Raw genomic sequence first — 16,423 nt, 5'->3', positions numbered from 1 at the left:
GCGCCGCAGCGCTCTGGTGCTGAGTTAAACTAGTTAAACGTTATTATTTTTATATCAAAAAAGGGGATAATGATGAAAAAACTCGCAATCGCATTGGCTTTCATGGGGCTGGCAGGCGGCGCGCTGGCGGATAGCAACGTGGCGCTGAATGGCGCTGTCACCTTGTCGGCCACCGCCGGCTTTGGCGACAGCGCTGGCTGGGGCGGCGCCGCCTTCGCGGACCCGTCGACAGTGACCGATGGCATTTACCTGCCGGTCGGCACGCAGTGGAATACCGGTTCGGTGTTCTGGAGCGGCAACTACGGCGTCGATACCATCACAGTGACGCTGGCCCAGAAATCGCAGGTGAACGAGCTGCGCATCCAGGCCGATAACGACAATAATTATCTGGTCGAGTACCTTGACAGCGCCCACGTCTGGCAGAGCGCCGCGACGCTGTCGCCAAATCGCAGCTGGGGGTTGGACAACGGCAGTAGCAGCCTGGCGACGCCGATCGTGACCACCGCCTTCCGCATCAGCGGTGCGTCGGGCGCGGGCGACTTCCAGTTCTCGGTATCGGAATTCCAGGCCATCGGCACGGTGGTGGCGGTGCCGGAGCCGGCGACCTACGCCATGCTGGGCATGGGACTCGGCTTGCTGGGTGTGATTGCGCGCCGCAAGTCGCGTAACGGCAACGCGGGCTGTTAAAGGGCGTAAATCTGGGCAAAACGGCAATAAAGGGCCGGATTGTGACTTGATGGGTCGCTAGAGTTTGCTTTCCTCAACATCGGAGAAAGCAAACTATGCACATCTCGAGCCGGGCGCTTGCCGTCTATGCCACTTCCTTGTCGCTGCTGCTGTCCGGCTGCAGCGGCAGTTCGGATTCATCCTCTGCGACGACTGCGTCCACCAGCACGAGCGGGCCAGCGATCAGCCTGCAGCCAGCCTCCGCCATTATTCCTGCCGGGTCCAACAGCGTGCTGTCGGTGGTCGCTACCGGTAGCGGCCTGACCTACCAGTGGTACTTGGGTGGCGCCTCCATCATTGGCGCGACTTCCTCGATTTACACGGCCACCGAGGCTGGCACCTTCTACGTGGTGGTGACGTCGTCCGCCGGCTCCGTCACCAGCGTCAACGCGGTGATCACGGTCAGCAGCGCGCCGGTCATCACGGCGCAGCCGTCGGGTGCGACCATCCTCACCGGCACCAGCCAGGCCTTGTCCGTCACGGCAGATGGCTTGGAGATGGGCTACCAGTGGTACAAGGATGGCGCGGCCATCGACGGCGCTACCCATCCAAGCTACACAGCCTCGGCGGCGGGCAGCTACAAGGTGGCGATTACCAACACTGCCGGTACCACCACCAGTTCGGCGGCGGTGATTGCGGTGTCGTCGTCGGTGACGGCGCCGGCGATTAACGTACAGCCGGTGGCGCAGACCGTCAACGCTGGCGCCAGCGCCACCTTGTGGGTGACGGTGAACGGCGTCAGCCCTGCCTACCAGTGGTATCGCAACGATGTGGCGATTGCCGGTGCGACTGAGCGCATCTACAAAATCAACACCGTCAACGCCAGCAGCGCGGGCAATTACAAGTTGGTGGTCAGCAACACCGCCGGCACGGTGACTAGCTCCAGCGTGGCGCTGACGGTGAATGTGGTGAACCCCGGCGCCAACACGCCGGGCGTGGTGAATGCGGCCAATGCCTTCCTCGCCACCTTGTCGACGGACCAGAAGACGGTGGCGACCTCGGCCACTTCGGCGACCACGGTGCTGTTCGATTACGCGCTGGCGAACGCCAACCAGTGGACCAATCTGCCAGGCGCACGCCACGGCCTGCGCCTGAACACCACCACGCTCAGCGCGGCGCAACTGGCGGCGGCCAATGTGGTGATCGCGAAAGCGCTGAGCGCCAACGGCATCACACTGCTGAACGAATTGCGCGCGGCTGATCAGGTGCTGGCTGGCGGCATGGCGGCAGGAGGTGGTGCAGGTGCTGGTGGCGGAACGGGCGGCGGCACCATGCCGGGCGGTACACCGCCAACCGATGGCACGGGTACTGGCATGCCGCCTACCGACGGCACTTTCACGCCGCCGACAGATGGCACGGGCACCGCGCCGGGCGGCATGGTCGGTACGGGGGGCACCGGCCTGGCGCTGGACTACGGCACTGACTTGTATTCGATTGCCTTTGTCGGCACGCCATCGAACACCACGCCGTGGATCTTGCAGATCGCCGGCCACCACCTCGCGTACAACATCACCTACAACACCGGCAAGGTCAGCGCGACGCCAAACTTCGTCGGCGTCGAGCCGCCTAACTGGACCGTCGGTGCCGACGGCACGGTGAACGTGACGGCCAACGCCAGTAGCGCCGGCAAGCAGCACGCGCCGATGGAGAAGCAGCGCGCCGCCGTCTACAACCTGGCGGAAGCGATTTACGTTGACAGCGCCGCATCGGCAGCGGCCAAGCTGTCGAGCACTTTCACCGATGTGATCATGGGCGCATCCGGCAACAGCGATGGCAATTTCAAGACGCTGGTGTACCCGACCAGCGGCCGCGGCCTGCAGTACTCGGCGATGAGCGCCAAGCAGCAAAGCTATGTGCGCGCAGCGATTGAGGCCTGGGTGAATACGCAAGCTTCGGACGTGGCGGCCACCTTGCTCGGTGCTTATCTCGCGGACGATGCGCTGGCCAGCACCTACGTTGCTTACGCAGTCGGCCAGAACGGCGTGAAGGCCGACTTCAGCGCCTACCCGAATTCGGCTGCTTCGCCGCTGGAGGCGCAGCGGTCCTACATCCGCATCGATGGTCCGCGCGTGTGGATTGAGTTCGTGGTGCAGCAGGGCGTGGTGTACGGTACCGATATCCACTATCACACCATCTGGCGCGACAAGACCAACGACTATGGCGGCAGTTTCTAAGCGCCTGCTGGCGCTGTGCCTGCTGTTGTGGGCGACGGCGGTGGGGGCGCATCCGTCGCCGCAGTCGGAGGTCCTGCTGGAGAGCCGGCAGGACAGCATCCACGCCGAGCTGGTGCTGCCGCTGGATGAGCTGAAACTGGCCATCCCGCTGGACGGCGTCAGCGACGCCGCGCTGGCGCAATACCTGGCCGCCCACGTCCGTCCGCTCGCGCCGGACGGGCGTGCCTGGCTGGTGAAGGTGGAGCGCCTGCGCTGGCAGCGTACACAGCAGCCGTTCGACCTGCTGGCCGACATGACGCTGCGGCCGCCACCGGGCGCGCCGCTGGACCGCTTCAGCTTCGGCGACGACGCCATCGCGCATCAAGTGCCGAGCCACCTGACCGTGGTGGCTTTGCGCAGCGGCCCCGACGCGCCGTCGCGTGTGCTCGGTACGCTGCACTACGGCCAGCGCAGCCTGGAAGTGCAGTGCGCCGATCCGCGCTGGTGGGCCGGTTTTGCCGACTTGTTCCAGCTTGGCATGCAGCATATCGCCGAGGGTACAGACCACCTGCTGTTCTTGCTCACGCTGCTGCTGCCCGCAGCGCTGCTGGCGCAGGACGGCAAGTGGCAGGGCTACGGCGGCACGCGCCACCTGCTGGCGTACTTGCTGAAGGTAGTGACCGCCTTCACGCTGGGCCACTCGGTGACGCTGATGCTGGGCGCGCTGGGCACGCTCAGCTTGCCGGAACAACCGGTGGAGTTTGCCATCGCGCTGTCCATCCTGTTCTCGGCAGTGCACGCGTGGCGGCCGATCTTCCCACGCCGCGAAGCGTGGGTGGCATTCGGTTTCGGGCTGGTGCATGGGCTGGCGTTTGCCTCGGCCATCCGCGCGCTGCAACTGAGCGGCGCGCGACTGGTGGCGGGCGTGCTGGCCTTCAACCTCGGCATCGAAGTGATGCAGGCGCTGGTGATTGCGCTGGCCGCGCCGTTGTTGATCTGGCTGGCGCGTCGTCCGTCCTACCGGCGCGTGCGGCAAGCGGCGGCATTGCTGGCGGCGGCAATGGCCGTGATCTGGATGGCACAGCGGGTGTGAGTGCGCCACACCACAGACACCCGTGGCGGGTAGGGCGAAGATGGTGTGAGTCACCCGATAAGGATGCATCATGGACTTTCCTACCCGCCATTCACACCAGCCGCTGCCTTACGATCCTTCCTACGAAGTGCCGGAAGAAAACGAGGCCGCCACCATCGCCGGCCTGACCGAGGCCATGCACCACATTGCCGCCACCGTCGATGCCGATACCGGTCATGCCCATCGCAGTGTGCATGCCAAAAGCCACGGCTTGCTGCGCGGCACCTTGCGCGTGCTGGACGTGCTGCCGCCCGATTATGCACAAGGCTTGTTCAGTCACTTGGGCGCGTCCTGGCCGGTGGTGCTGAGGTTGTCGAGCACGCCGGGCGATATGCTGGACGATAAAGTGTCGACGCCGCGCGGCTTGGCAGTCAAGGTGGTCGGCGTGCCGGGCGAGCGCCTGCCGGATGGCGTCGGCGAGGTCACGCAGGATTTCGTCATGATCAACGGTCCCACTTTCCTGTCCCCCACGGCCAAGCAGTTCCTTGGCAGCGTCAAATTATTGGCAGCCACCACCGACAAAGCGCCGGGGCTGAAGAAGGCTTTATCTGCCGCGCTGCGCGGCGCAGAAAAAGTGCTGGAGGCGGTGGGCGGCGAGAGTGCGACCCTGAAGGGCTTGGGCGGCCATCCAGAAACGCACCCACTGGGCGAAACTTACTTTACCGCCGCACCGATTTTATTTGGGCCCTACATGGCCAAGCTGTCGCTGGCGCCGGTCTCGCCGCAACTGATGGCGTTGAAGGACCAGCCGGTTGACCTGGACCATAAACCTAACGGCCTGCGCGGCGCTGTAGTCGATTTCATGAGCAGCCACAGCGTCGAGTGGGAGCTGCGGGTGCAGCTATGTACCGATCTGGCGGCAATGCCGATTGAAGATGCCTCGGTCGAGTGGACCAGCCCGTGGGTCGCGGTTGCCCGCCTCAGCGCCCCTGCGCAGGCTGGCTGGACGCATGGTTTGTCGCTGTTGGTCGACGACGGCATGCAATTCAATCCATGGCACTGTCTTGCCGCGCACCGTCCCATTGGTTCCATCATGCGCGTACGGCGCGCCGTTTATGCCGCCTCGGCCCGCTTCCGCGCTGAGCGCAACCGCACCGTGATCACCGAGCCGCACAATCTCGATCACTGGCGCGAACACTAAATTACGGTTCGCCGTAGCGGCTGCGGATCGCGCCCAGCACGCCTTGCTGTTCCAGCCGCGTGATGGCAGCGTTGATGTGGTCGAGGTCGGCCTGTGAGGTGCTGGCCTTGTTGAGCATGAAGTGCACCGGTGCGCGTAACACCACCAGCGGTAGTGCGCTGATGGCGATGCCTTGCGTCCTGGCCTCATGACGCAGCGCCAGCGTGTCGCCGAGGATCAAATCGGCGCGTCCGGCGTCCAGCATGCGCAAGCCCTGCGCGAAATTGTTGAAGGTGCTGAGCTTGCCTGCCGCCGTCAGCGTCGGCTGCGCGCGCGCATAGGCCTTGCCGTACCAGCCGACCTTGGGCGCTAGCAGCGCGACGTTGTCCTGCACCAGCGCGTCCAGGCTGCTGAGGTGCTGGTAGTGGCGCTGCACGCTGCTGCGCGCGAAAACGCCCACCGTCTCATGCCGGTAGGCGATGCTGAAGCGCGCATAGCGCCGCCGTTCCGGCGTATTCGAGGCCGACAGGATCAGGTCCAACTGGCCCTGTTCGAACAGGCGTTGGCGGCGCGAGGTGGGCAGCTCTGCTTGCACCTTGAGCTTGCAGCCGGCTTCCTTGAGGATGGCTTGCGCCAGCTCCCAGTCGAGCCCGGTCGGGGCAGCGTTGGGCGGGCTGTAAAGATAGGGCGGCCACTGCTCCAGGGCCATGCTGAGCTCACACGCCGTAGCCTGCGCGGCCAGCCCCAGCAGGGCGATGGCGGATAACATGTGACGCGCTTGCATGGCGCAACCTTTTCTTGTTCGATGGCTACAATTTGCCAGAGTTGGGGCGAATGTCAAGCGTGAGCGATTTTTGCACGGCAACCACCTATTGTGCGACACCGTACGATACAGTTGCTAGTATTGCTGTTTAACCTTTTGGACATCGTCATGTTGGCTCAGCCGCTCACGCCTGTTCCCGGACCGCTCGACGATCTGCCGCGCTTCATCGGGCGCGGCACGCCCATGCGCGCGCTGGTGCAGGCGCATCCGTGGGACCTCACGCCGCTGGGCGCCATCGCCGACTGGCCGGCCTCGCTGCGTACTGCTGTCGGCCTGGTCATGCATTCGGTGCACCCGATGTTCCTGTGGTGGGGCGAGCAGCTGACGCAAATTTATAACGACGCCTATGTGCCATGCTTTGGCGTGGGCAAGCACCCGGCCGCGCTGGGGCAGGGCGGGCGCGAATGCTGGCCCGAGATCTGGTCCATCATCGGTCCGCAAATCGACGAGGTGCGCAACGGCCGCGAGGCGCGCTGGTATGCCGACAACCTGGTGCCGATCTGGCGCAATGGCCGCATCGAAGATGTCTACTGGAGCTACACCTACACGCCGGTGTTCGATGAGCAGGACACCGTTGCGGGCGTGTTGGTGGTGTGCACCGAAACCACGGCGCAGGTGCTAGCCGAACGCCGCCGCCATACGCTGGACCTGCTCGGCTGCCGCAGCGAGCCGGCGGTGCAGGCTGCCATCGCGCAGTCATGCATCGACAACCCGGCCGACTTGCTGGGCATCAGCTTGTTCAGTGGTGACGAGGCGCCGGCGGTGGTATCCAGCGGCGTGCTGCTGATCCGCGGCGCCGAGCTGCAGCTGTGCGCGCGGCTGGCGCTGGCGTTCACGGCCTCGCCGCGCTTGCCGATGGATGGCGCTTATCGCCAGTTTCTCGAACAATACACGGCTGCCGTGTGCGGCACGGTGAGCCGCCTGCAAAGCGACCTCGCGCTGGCCGCTGCCATGGCCGAGAGCGAACGGCTCAACGTCGATCTCCACTTGAGCGCGCGCGCCAAGGACGAATTCCTCGCCATGCTGGGCCACGAGCTGCGCAATCCGCTGGCGCCCATCGTCACCGCGCTGCGGCTGATGAAGTTGCGCGAGTCAGACACCAGCCGCGAGCAAGCCGTGATCCAGCGCCAGGTCGACCATCTGGTACGGCTGGTGGATGATTTGCTGGATGTGTCGCGGATTGCCAGCGGCAAGGTCGAGCTGCGCAAGGAAACCGTGCTGCTGGCCGATGTGCTCAACAAGGCGGTCGAGATGGCCAGTCCGCTGATCGAGCAAAAGCAGCATCGCCTGCAGGCCGACCTGCCGGGCGTGCACTGGCATGGAGATCCGGCGCGGCTGGCGCAAGTGGTGTCCAACCTGCTGAGCAATGCGGCGCGCTACACCCCGGCCGGCGGCCACATTGCGCTGGCTACCCGGGTCGAGGGCAGCAACCTGCAGATCCAGGTCACCGACAATGGCAGCGGCATCGCGCCCACGTTATTGCCGCACATCTTTGATTTATTTGTGCAAGGTAACCGCCAGCTGGACCGCGCCAAGGGTGGGCTCGGCATCGGGCTGGCGCTGGTGCGCAACCTGGTGCAAATGCACGGTGGCGTAGCCAGCGCCTACAGCGCCGGCGAAGGGTTGGGTAGCACCTTCACCATCACTTTGCCCGGTTCGGTGGTGACCAGCGCCGCGCTGCCGGAGGCGGCCAGCCATGCCGCGCCGTCACTGGCGCAGGGGAGCGGACCACGGGTGCTGGTGGTGGACGACAACCAGGATGCCGCCGATTCGCTGGGCGAGCTGCTGGGCGCGCTTGGCTACCGGACTACCGTGGCCTACGATCCGGCCCACGCGATAGCACTGGCAGAGGAGGGCATGCCGGATGTGGCCATCCTCGATATCGGCCTGCCCGGCATGGATGGTTTCGCATTGGCTGAGCACCTGCGCCTGCTCCCGGCCGGCGCTGGACTGAGGCTGGTGGCGCTGTCCGGCTATGGCCAGGCGCACGACAAGTTGCGTAGCCGTGCGGCCGGCTTCGACGCCCATCTGGTGAAACCAATCAATATCGCGGAGTTACAAATTTCGTTGTCATAAATAGTTGCCAATTTCGTAAATCAGCGATTAAAATAGCCCCGGAGAAACTTTTTTCGCGCCGGGAGCCGCATGAACCTGATTTACAAGAACGAAAAAAACCTGTTCGGCATCATGCTGGCGTTGTCGCTGCTGATATGGGCGCTGCTGGTGGTCGGTACGGTGGGCATGGCGCTGGTGTACTTGCTGCTGTTCTTTATCGGCTACTGTTTTGCGCAATCGGCGCTGGTGTCCTACCTCAAAGGCACGGCGGTCCAGATCACGCCGGCGCAATTCCCCGACCTGCACCAGCGCATCGAAGCCTGCTGCGAGCGCCTCGGGCTGGACCAGGTGCCGGAAGCCTACCTGCTGCAAATGGGCGGCGCCTTCAACGCTTTTGCCACCCGCTTCCTCGGCAATAATTTCATCGTGCTGTATTCCGACGTGGTCGATGCGCTGGAAGAACGGCCGGACGCGATCAACTTCTATATCGGCCACGAGATCGGCCACATCAAGCGCAACCACCTGCGCTGGTCGGCGCTGCTGGCGCCGGCGGCCTTGCTGCCGTTGCTGGGCGCGGCATATGCGCGGGCCCGCGAATACACCTGCGACCGCCATGGCTTCCACGCCTGCGATGATTTGAAAAGCGCCCAAGTCGGCCTGGCTGCGCTGGCGGCGGGCGGCAAGCGCTGGCGCCAGATGAGCATCAGCAATTACACGGCGCAGGCGCAGCAGAGTAGCGGCTTCTGGATGTCGTTCCATGAGCTGGTGGGTGACTACCCGTGGCTGGTCAAGCGCATGGCGGTGGTGCGCGGGCTGGCGCAGGGCACTGAAGTGTCGCCGCCGGGCCGTCACGGCCTGGCTTACTTGCTGGCCTTGTTTGTGCCGCGCCTGGGCGTTGGCGGCGCCGGTTCGGTGCTGGGCGTGATCGCGCTGATCGGCGTGCTGTCCGCCGTTGCCATCCCGGCCTACAGCGACTACACGGCCAAGGCGCGCATGGCGCAGGCGGTGGTGGTGGGGCACGAAGCGACGGCGGCGGTGGAACGCTATTTCTACGCCAACGGCCGCGGCCCGGCCACGCTGGAGCAGGCTGGCTACGCGATGGATGATCCCGGCCATGCGGTGCAGGACATCACGGTCGATGCCGGCAATGGCATGGTGCGGGTGTTCCCGTCCGACCTGAACTATCGCGGCAAGGCTATTGCGTTCACTCCGCGCGTGGATGAGAATAAGCGGGTCGTCTGGCAATGCGCCAGCGACGATATCCCGGTGCGCGTGTTGCCGCTGGAGTGCCATCACTAAACGAGGAGCGCTGTTGATCTCACCGCTGGAAATCGCCGCCAATGCCGTCATGACGGTTTCCATCGTGCTCTCGGGGCGCAACAATGTGCACTCGTGGTGGCTGGGCGTGGTGGGCTGCTCGATGTTTGCCGCGCTGTTTTACAGCGTCAACCTGTATGCCGACGTGGCGCTGCAGGCTTTCTTCATCATCACCTGTTTGATCGGCTGGCTGCAATGGGTACGTGGCGCCGGCGGTGCAGCGTTGCCGATTTCGCGCGCCCGCCTGCAGGCGCTGCTGTGGATGGCCGGCATCGGCGTGGTGGCGACCGCCGCTTACGGGCTGATGCTGCAGGCCTACACCAATGCCTATGCTCCCTTTATTGATTCCGCTGTGCTGATGTTCAGCATCGTTGCCCAGTTGCTGCTGATGGGACGGCGGCTGGAAACCTGGCCGTTCTGGCTGCTGGTGAATTCGGTCTCGGTGCCGCTGTACGCCAGCCGCGGCCTCTACCTGACGGCCGTGCTGTACGGGGCTTATTGGCTGAACGCGCTGGCCTCGTGGTTTTTCTGGCGCCGCCAGATGCAGGCGCAAGCGCTGCCTGCCTAGGCTTTTTTGTGGATGGCCTGACGGTAGGCGGAAGGCGTGACGCCCATGCGTTCGCGGAAGGCGGTGGCGAAATTGCCAGCGTTGTTAAAACCGATCAGCAGGGCGATGTCTTGCACGTCGATATCGGTGTCCTTCAATAATTCTTCGCCGCGGCGGATGCGCTCCTCGCGGATAAAGCCGAACACCGTCATGCCGGTCTGCTCGCGGAATACCTGCGACAGCTTTTCGCGGTAGGTGCCGACGTTGCGGGCGATTTCCGCCAATCCCGGTAGTGCGGCCAGGTTGTCGCTGATCAGGCGCTTGACGGCGTTGACCAGCACTGCGTCCGGATCGCTCTCGGCTTCCATGTGTTCTTCGTCTTCGGCCTCGATCGGCGGTGCCTGTTGCTGGCGCTTGGCCAAATTCAGGTGGACCTGGATGCGCGCGGTCAGCTCGCCCGGCGAGAACGGTTTGGAGACGTAGTCGACACCGCCGATCGACAGGCCGAGGATGCGGTCGTCGTCGGCGTCGGCCCCACTGAGGAAAATCACGGGAATATCCTGCGTGACCGGATTGGCTTTCAGCAGGCGGCAGGCGGTATAACCGTCCATATTCGGCATGCGCACGTCGAGCAGGATCAGGTCGGGCCGGTTGGCCAGCGCCAGTTGGTAGCCCTGCAGGCCATTGAAGGCGACCGAGACTTTATACGGCATCTCGCTCAGCAAATCCGCCAGCATGCGCTGCTCAAACGCGGAATCGTCCACGATGAGGATCTTGGAACGGCTACTTTCAAGGGTGGTCGGCATAGCAACCCCTTAATGGTTGATAATTTTTTATCACTCCCTGTTGCGTATTATGCCTATCTTTTGAATATTTTTGATAGTTTTCTACGCTTGCAAAATAGTTGTCTCTTCCGCCAAAAGCATGTTTTTTTTAGATCATTAATAATGGCACTGAGTGTTGAGTAACAGCAACGTCGGAGGCTGGATGATTGGCGCACGCGCAAAGATCGCAGGGCTGATAACCGCACAAATGCTGGCGTGGCCGGTGGCGGCCGCCAATTTACAAATCTCGCCGGTGATGATCAGCCTGCGTGCCGGACAGGGCGCCAGTGGCATCAGCATGCAGAATTTAGGTGAAGCGCCGGTGTACGGCCAGGTGCGCATTTACCAGTGGGAACAGAAGGATGGCGACGACGTACTGACACCTACCCAGGAGATCGTCGCCAGCCCGCCGATCATCCAGATCGCCCCCAAGGCGAGCCAGATGATACGGCTGGTGCGGCGTAGCGAGCAGCTGCCTACCAGCGAGCTGTGCTACCGCATCCTGATCGATGAAATTCCGAAGGACGAGAACGGCCCCGCCAGCGGGGTCGATATCCGCCTGCGCTATTCCGTGCCGATGTTTGTGCTGCCGGCCGATGAGCGCGCCTCGCCGTTGCTGGCGTGGTCGGTCTTCAAAAAAGAAGGTAATTGGATGTTGCGGGTCCGCAACAGCGGCACCCAGCGCGCACAGATCGGCGCGCTGGAGCTGAGCAACGCCTCCGGCCAGCAGTTTGTCATCGCCCCGGGCTTGTTTGGCTATGTGCTGGCAGGAAGGGTGCGCGAATGGCGCTTGCCCACGTCTGGCGATGCCGATCTGAACGGGACCTTGGCGGTGAAAGCCAATATCAACTCCCGGCCGTTAAGCGCCAGTACCGTGGCCAAGGTTGAATAGCCCGGCATGGGGCGGCGCTGGCTCTGGGTGTGGTGTTGGGCATGGCTGGTCATGAGTGGTGTGCTTGCGCAGACGCCGCCCGCACCACCCCCGCAAGAGGAAGAGCTTTTTCTGGAGGTAACCTTGAACGGCGAAGCGACCGGCCTGATCTTGCGTTTTACCCGTGGCACGAGTTCGGGCTTGCGCAGCAGCGTACAGAATTTGCGCGACCTGGAGCTCGATCCCAAGCTGTTCGGCCTGGAGGGGCAGCAGGAGTTCGATCTCGACCAGGTCAAGGGCCTGAGCTACACCTATGATGCGACGCGCCAGAGCATCGTGCTGCGGGTGGACGATGCGCTGCGGGCGCCGGTCACACTGTCCGGGCGTACCGTGCGCAAGCCGGGTGTCGCCACCGTGACGCCGGGCGCGGTGCTCAATTACGACGTCTACAGCCTGCTGGGCCAGAATCGCGCCACCTCGATCAGCAACGAGCTGCGCTACTTCAACGATAGCGGCGTGTTGACCAGCACCGGCGTTGCCAATTCCAACAGCCAGGGCCGCCAGTTCGTGCGCTTCGATACGGCTTGGGTGCATGCCGATCCTGACACCATGGAAACCTGGACCGTGGGCGATTTCATTTCGTCCTCGCTTAACTGGTCGCGTTCGCTGCGCATGGGCGGCGTGCAGTGGAAGCGCAGCTTTGATTTACGGCCGGATTTGCTGACCTTCCCCGCCGCCGCGCTCGGTGGCTCGGCGGTGGTGCCGAGTGCCGTCAGCCTGTACATCAACGGTGTGCGGCAGGTGGAAACGGCGGTGCCGTCGGGGCCATTCATCATCAATCAGGTGGCCGGCATTAACGGCGCCGGGCAGGCCACGCTGGTGACGCGTGATGCGGCCGGACGCGCCGTCAGCACGACCTTGCCGCTATATGTCGATACCCGCATGCTGGCCGAGGGCCTGACTGATTACTCGTTCGAGCTGGGTGTGCTGCGGCGGCGCTATACCGTCGATTCGTTCGGCTATGCACGCACGCCTTCTGCCAGCGGCTCGCTGCGGCGCGGCCTGAGCGACAGCCTGACGCTGGAAGCGCATGCCGAGGGCGGCCGCGGTGTGCTGAACGGCGGCGGTGGCATGTTGTGGCGACTGGGGCAGGTTGGCGTGGTTAGCGCCTCGCTATCCGCCAGTGCCGGCAATGGCAGCAGCAATGTGAGCAACACCGGCGTCATAGGCGGCATCAACGGCACCGGCGGCGCCTGCACGGGCATCGGCGGCGCTGGCGTTGGCACGGGCATCGGCGGCATCGGCGATTGCAGCACGCCAGGCAGCATCACCAGCGGCGCCAGCGATAACAGCCGGCGCGGCGTTCAGGCCACGCTCGGCTATCAGTACCTGAGTCCGCGCTTTAGCGTCGATCTGCAATCGCAGCGCGCCAGCGTCGGCTACAGCGACCTCGGCACGCTGGAGGGCGCCGCTGGCGTGCGCGCCAATGACCGTATCAATCTCAACTTGTCGCTATTTGCCGGCCAGGGTCTGGGCCTGAGCGCGATCAGCCAGCGCACGCCGCTGGCGCCGACGGCGCGGGTGGTGGCGCTGTCGTATTCGGCGTCGCTGTTCAAGGGCTTTTTCCTCAGCGTGAGCGCGTTCCGCGACTACCGCGATGCCAAGGCGCGCGGCGTGTTCTTCAGCATCAGCGGCACGCTGGGCGACCGCATCTCGGCCAGCGTCAGCCGCAACCGCCAGAACGATGTCCGCAGCACCACCACCACGCTGGCGCGTTCGGCCGACTACAGCGGAGGCTTCGGCTGGGGACTGCAGTCGGTCAACAACAACGGCTCATCGCTGCGCCAGGCGCAGGGCGTCTACCTCGGCAACTATGGCCAGGCCAGCGCGCTGATGATCGACAACGGCGGCCGGCGCACCACCTCGGTCGATGTGGCCGGCGCGCTGGTGCTGATGGATGGCAGTGTGCACCCTGCGCGCCAGGTCGGGGCCGGCTTTGCGCTGGTGTCCACCGACGGTGTGGGCGGGGTGCCGGTGCTGCAGGAAAACCAGGTGATCGGCAAGACCAGCAGCAGCGGCTATTTGCTGGTGCCGAATTTGAATCCGTATTTCACCAACCAGGTCGGCATCGACCCGAGCAAGCTGCCGCTGGACGCGCGCATTTCCAGCACCGGGCGCGGCGTGGTGCCGGCCCGCCTGTCTGGCGTGTTGGTGCGCTTCCCGGTCGAGACCTACGAAGCGGCCAGCGTGATTCTGCAGGACGCGGATGGCAAGCCGCTGGGCACCGGCATCGAGGTGCTGCATGTGGAAAGCGGTAACAGCACTGTGGTCGGCTACGACGGCATGGCTTTCATCGACCACTTGCAGCCGCTCAACCACCTGCGCCTGACCGTCGATGGCAAGCCCTGCGTGGTCGAGTTCCACTACGAGCCGGTCAAGGGCAACGCCATGCCGACCGTCGGGCCATTCCGTTGCCAGGGAGTGCAATGATGGCGCGCCGCTGGCTTATCCTGCTGGGCTTGCTGCTGGCGCTGCTGGGCGGGCAGGCGCGCGCCGACAGCTGCACCCTGACGGCCAGCGATATCGTGTTCCCCAGCGTCAGCTCGATTTCCAGCAGCGATGCCTTCACCAGCTCCACCAGCTGGAACGTGACCTGCAACTGGACTGCCTTCACCACCGCGCTGGTGGCGCCGAATGTGACGGTGTGCTTGTACCTGGGCGCCGGCACCAATTCCTCCGCCAGTGTGACGGCGCCGCGCCAGATGGCCAACGGCGCGGTCAAGGCCAACTACAACCTGTATTCGGACACCAGCTATGCGGCGTCCAAGATCTGGGGCGGCTGGGCCGGCACGACCACCTCGACCACGCCCATCATCCTGACCATGACCAAGACTGGTGGCACCGGCAGCCTGTCGCAGTCGTTCACGGTGTACGGCAAGCTGACCGCCGACGCCACGCTGGCGGCCAACAGCGTCGGCGCCAGCGACATTACCGTGACCTCGGATTTCGGCAGCGGCAGCGCGTTGGTGCAGTACTTGTTCACCCTGCTTGGTTCGGCGGTTTGCACCCTGGGGCCGACGGCGGCGATTCCATTCCAGGTGCGCGCCAATGTGATTAACGATTGCAATATCAACGTCGGCAATATTGCCTTCCCAAATAGCAGCCTGTTGAGCAGCACGGTGCGCTCGACTTCCAGCATGAGTATCCGCTGCAGCGCCGGCACGGCCTACCGGGTCTTGCTGTCCTACGGCGGCAATGGCAGCGGTACGGCGCGCAATATGAAAAAGATCGCGGGGACGGAACTGGTGTCTTACCAGCTCTCCAACACGCTGGACGGTACGACCTGGGCTGATGGCGCCAGCGGCACGCTGGTGGTAGGCGGGACGGGGGATGGGACTACAGTGTCACAGACGGTGTTTGGCAGGGTACCGGTGCAGTCGACGCCGTCGCCGGGGGATTACAAGGACACGATTACGGCAACCGTGCAGTTTTGAGCGCGGCGGCTTAGAAGTAGACGGTCCATTCGCCGCTGGCGGCGTCCTGGCGGGTGGCGCTGGCTTTGCTGTCGCTGCTGGTCGCGGCGGCTGGCTGGGCGGCGGTGCGGGTGGCCAGGAATGGGGTTTTCAGCTGGCAGGCGACGGCCGGCGCGGCTTTGGCGTTCTTGTCGGTGGTGGCGGTGATGTCGCTGACCTGGACGGTGCAGGATTCCTTGATTTCAAAGGTCACTTGCATGGAGGCGCTGGCGCTCTTGCCAGCAGCGTTGGCCAGCAGCGGCAGGGTGATCAGCGAGAGAGCAACGATTTTAGTAAAAGTTTTCATATTTCACACACGTTTTCGGGGTGCGTAGCTATCGGTTGAGAGCCACGTTATCCGGGTAGCCCTCAAGGCCGCGGAAGTTAATCTACAGGAAGAATTTTATCCTGAAGGAACATTCTCGCGAATATTCACATTTTACATAGAAATTTACGTGTGGAAATATCGTGATTTTTGGAGAGTTTTTGATGTGCGTTTTTGGCCTATTTTGGAAGCTAAGAAAAACCGCCGAAAACCAGGGTTTTCATAGGAGAAATCCATAAAAAAGCAGTGCAAAAAAGGAGGCGAAATTGGCGCTTGAATATACACACATTGTCACTGATGTTGCATCACCTAAAAAAGTCACACTTTCTTGCATCAATCATGCAAGTCACCCTTAAGGAGCCGCAAACATGAAACATACCGACTTTGGCAGCATGCCTTGCCCGATCGCTCGCAGCCTGGGGAAAGTAGGCGAGTGGTGGAGTATCCTGATCCTGCGTGACGCCTTCTACGGCTTGACGCGGTTTGACGAATTCGAGAAGAGCCTGAAGATCGCGCCTAATATGCTGACCCGCCGCCTGGCCGGGCTGGTCGAGGGCGGGCTGATGGAACGGCGCCAGTACAGCGCCCGTCCACCGCGCTATGAATATGTGCTGACCAAGGCCGGCCGCGACTTCAAACCGGTGCTGTTGGCCTTTGTGGCCTGGGGCAACGATCACCTGGCGCCGGAAGGGGCCAGCCTGCTGGTGGTGAGCCGTGAAACCGGCAAGCCGGCCGACCAGGTGCTGGTGGACGCCAACAGCGGCCTGGCCATCAACGACGAGGACTATATGTTCGCGCCGGGCCCGGCGGCCACCGAGGGAATGCGCTCGCGCCTGATCCAGATCAAGCAGCCGGCCAACGTCTGAGCGCCAGCAAGTCGAAACGGCGCCGGCGCTCCCCGCCGGCGCCGTTTTTTTGTCCGTAAATCGTGTTGCTTCCATCAAACTAGTTTCCGTGAGGAACTAAAAACGCTTTGATATCAGGCACTTAAAAGCGAGCACCAGGACTGCCTGCAAAC

General features: G+C 63.5%; 14 protein-coding genes. 11 read left to right on the top strand and 3 right to left on the bottom strand.

Translation table 11 applies throughout. From position 1 onward, the window contains the following. The first annotated feature begins 72 nt into the window (after positions 1-72). The 4 genes from GTP46_RS00770 (at position 73) to GTP46_RS00755 (ending at position 5,152) form a co-directional block, all read left to right on the top strand. Positions 73-687 carry a PEP-CTERM sorting domain-containing protein gene (locus GTP46_RS00770; protein ID WP_229258748.1) on the top strand — a complete coding sequence of 205 codons (615 nt, stop codon included), beginning with the start codon at positions 73-75 and terminating at the stop codon, positions 685-687. A 95-nt stretch (positions 688-782) separates the two neighbouring features. Then, a complete protein-coding gene (locus tag GTP46_RS00765) occupies positions 783-2,900 on the top strand; it encodes a DUF3500 domain-containing protein (protein WP_161004740.1) in 2,118 nt (705 codons plus the stop codon). Then, a complete protein-coding gene (locus tag GTP46_RS00760; protein WP_161004739.1) occupies positions 2,884-3,972 on the top strand; it encodes a HupE/UreJ family protein in 1,089 nt (362 codons plus the stop codon). The genes GTP46_RS00765 and GTP46_RS00760 overlap by 17 nt, the downstream gene beginning before the upstream one ends. A gap of 70 nt (positions 3,973-4,042) precedes the next feature. Next, the gene (locus GTP46_RS00755; protein WP_161004738.1) at positions 4,043-5,152 is read left to right on the top strand and encodes a catalase family protein; all 1,110 of its coding nucleotides are present in this window, start codon (positions 4,043-4,045) and stop codon (positions 5,150-5,152) included. Between the two features lies 1 nt (position 5,153). Here the strand turns inward: GTP46_RS00755 and GTP46_RS00750 are convergent, their stop codons facing one another. Further along, positions 5,154-5,900, bottom strand: coding sequence for a substrate-binding periplasmic protein (locus GTP46_RS00750; protein ID WP_229258747.1), 747 nt, complete (start codon positions 5,898-5,900; stop codon positions 5,154-5,156). A 162-nt stretch (positions 5,901-6,062) separates the two neighbouring features. Between GTP46_RS00750 and GTP46_RS00745 the strand changes: the two genes are divergently transcribed. The 3 genes from GTP46_RS00745 to pnuC all read left to right on the top strand — a co-directional run bounded on the left by GTP46_RS00745 (position 6,063) and on the right by pnuC (position 9,894). Next, positions 6,063-8,030 (top strand): hybrid sensor histidine kinase/response regulator, encoded by a 1,968-nt coding sequence (locus GTP46_RS00745; RefSeq protein ID WP_161004736.1) that lies wholly within the window; start codon positions 6,063-6,065, stop codon positions 8,028-8,030. 69 nt (positions 8,031-8,099) lie between these two features. Next, positions 8,100-9,308 (top strand): M48 family metalloprotease, encoded by a 1,209-nt coding sequence (locus GTP46_RS00740; protein ID WP_161004735.1) that lies wholly within the window; start codon positions 8,100-8,102, stop codon positions 9,306-9,308. A gap of 13 nt (positions 9,309-9,321) precedes the next feature. Then, complete coding sequence (gene pnuC, locus GTP46_RS00735) at positions 9,322-9,894, top strand: nicotinamide riboside transporter PnuC (RefSeq protein WP_161004734.1); 573 nt, start codon at positions 9,322-9,324, stop codon at positions 9,892-9,894. Here pnuC and GTP46_RS00730 read toward each other — a convergent pair. Further along, a complete protein-coding gene (locus tag GTP46_RS00730) occupies positions 9,891-10,679 on the bottom strand; it encodes a response regulator transcription factor (protein WP_161004733.1) in 789 nt (262 codons plus the stop codon). The two genes, pnuC and GTP46_RS00730, sit on opposite strands and share 4 nt — an antisense overlap. A 181-nt stretch (positions 10,680-10,860) precedes the next feature. Here GTP46_RS00730 and GTP46_RS00725 point away from each other — a divergent pair, with 181 nt between their 5' ends. The 3 genes from GTP46_RS00725 (at position 10,861) to GTP46_RS00715 (ending at position 15,062) form a co-directional block, all read left to right on the top strand. Next, positions 10,861-11,589, top strand: a complete 729-nt coding sequence (locus tag GTP46_RS00725; protein ID WP_161004732.1) for a fimbrial biogenesis chaperone — start codon at positions 10,861-10,863, stop codon at positions 11,587-11,589. 123 nt (positions 11,590-11,712) lie between these two features. Next, complete coding sequence (locus tag GTP46_RS00720; RefSeq protein WP_229258746.1) at positions 11,713-14,058, top strand: fimbria/pilus outer membrane usher protein; 2,346 nt, start codon at positions 11,713-11,715, stop codon at positions 14,056-14,058. Continuing rightward, positions 14,055-15,062, top strand: coding sequence for a Csu type fimbrial protein (locus tag GTP46_RS00715; protein WP_161004730.1), 1,008 nt, complete (start codon positions 14,055-14,057; stop codon positions 15,060-15,062). Before GTP46_RS00720 ends, GTP46_RS00715 begins: the two co-directional genes overlap by 4 nt. 10 nt (positions 15,063-15,072) lie before the next feature. Here GTP46_RS00715 and GTP46_RS00710 read toward each other — a convergent pair whose 3' ends face one another. Further along, complete coding sequence (locus GTP46_RS00710; protein WP_161004729.1) at positions 15,073-15,387, bottom strand: hypothetical protein; 315 nt, start codon at positions 15,385-15,387, stop codon at positions 15,073-15,075. Positions 15,388-15,773: 386 nt separating this feature from the next. Between GTP46_RS00710 and GTP46_RS00705 the strand changes: the two genes are divergently transcribed. Next, complete coding sequence (locus tag GTP46_RS00705; RefSeq protein WP_161004728.1) at positions 15,774-16,271, top strand: winged helix-turn-helix transcriptional regulator; 498 nt, start codon at positions 15,774-15,776, stop codon at positions 16,269-16,271. The last annotated feature ends 152 nt before the right edge of the window (positions 16,272-16,423 follow it).

Source organism: Duganella flavida, from assembly GCF_009857445.1.
GTDB classification, from domain to species: domain Bacteria; phylum Pseudomonadota; class Gammaproteobacteria; order Burkholderiales; family Burkholderiaceae_D; genus Rugamonas; species Rugamonas flavida.
The sequence above is the reverse complement of the archived record's forward strand: the minus strand, read 5'-3'. Positions and strand labels throughout refer to the sequence as shown.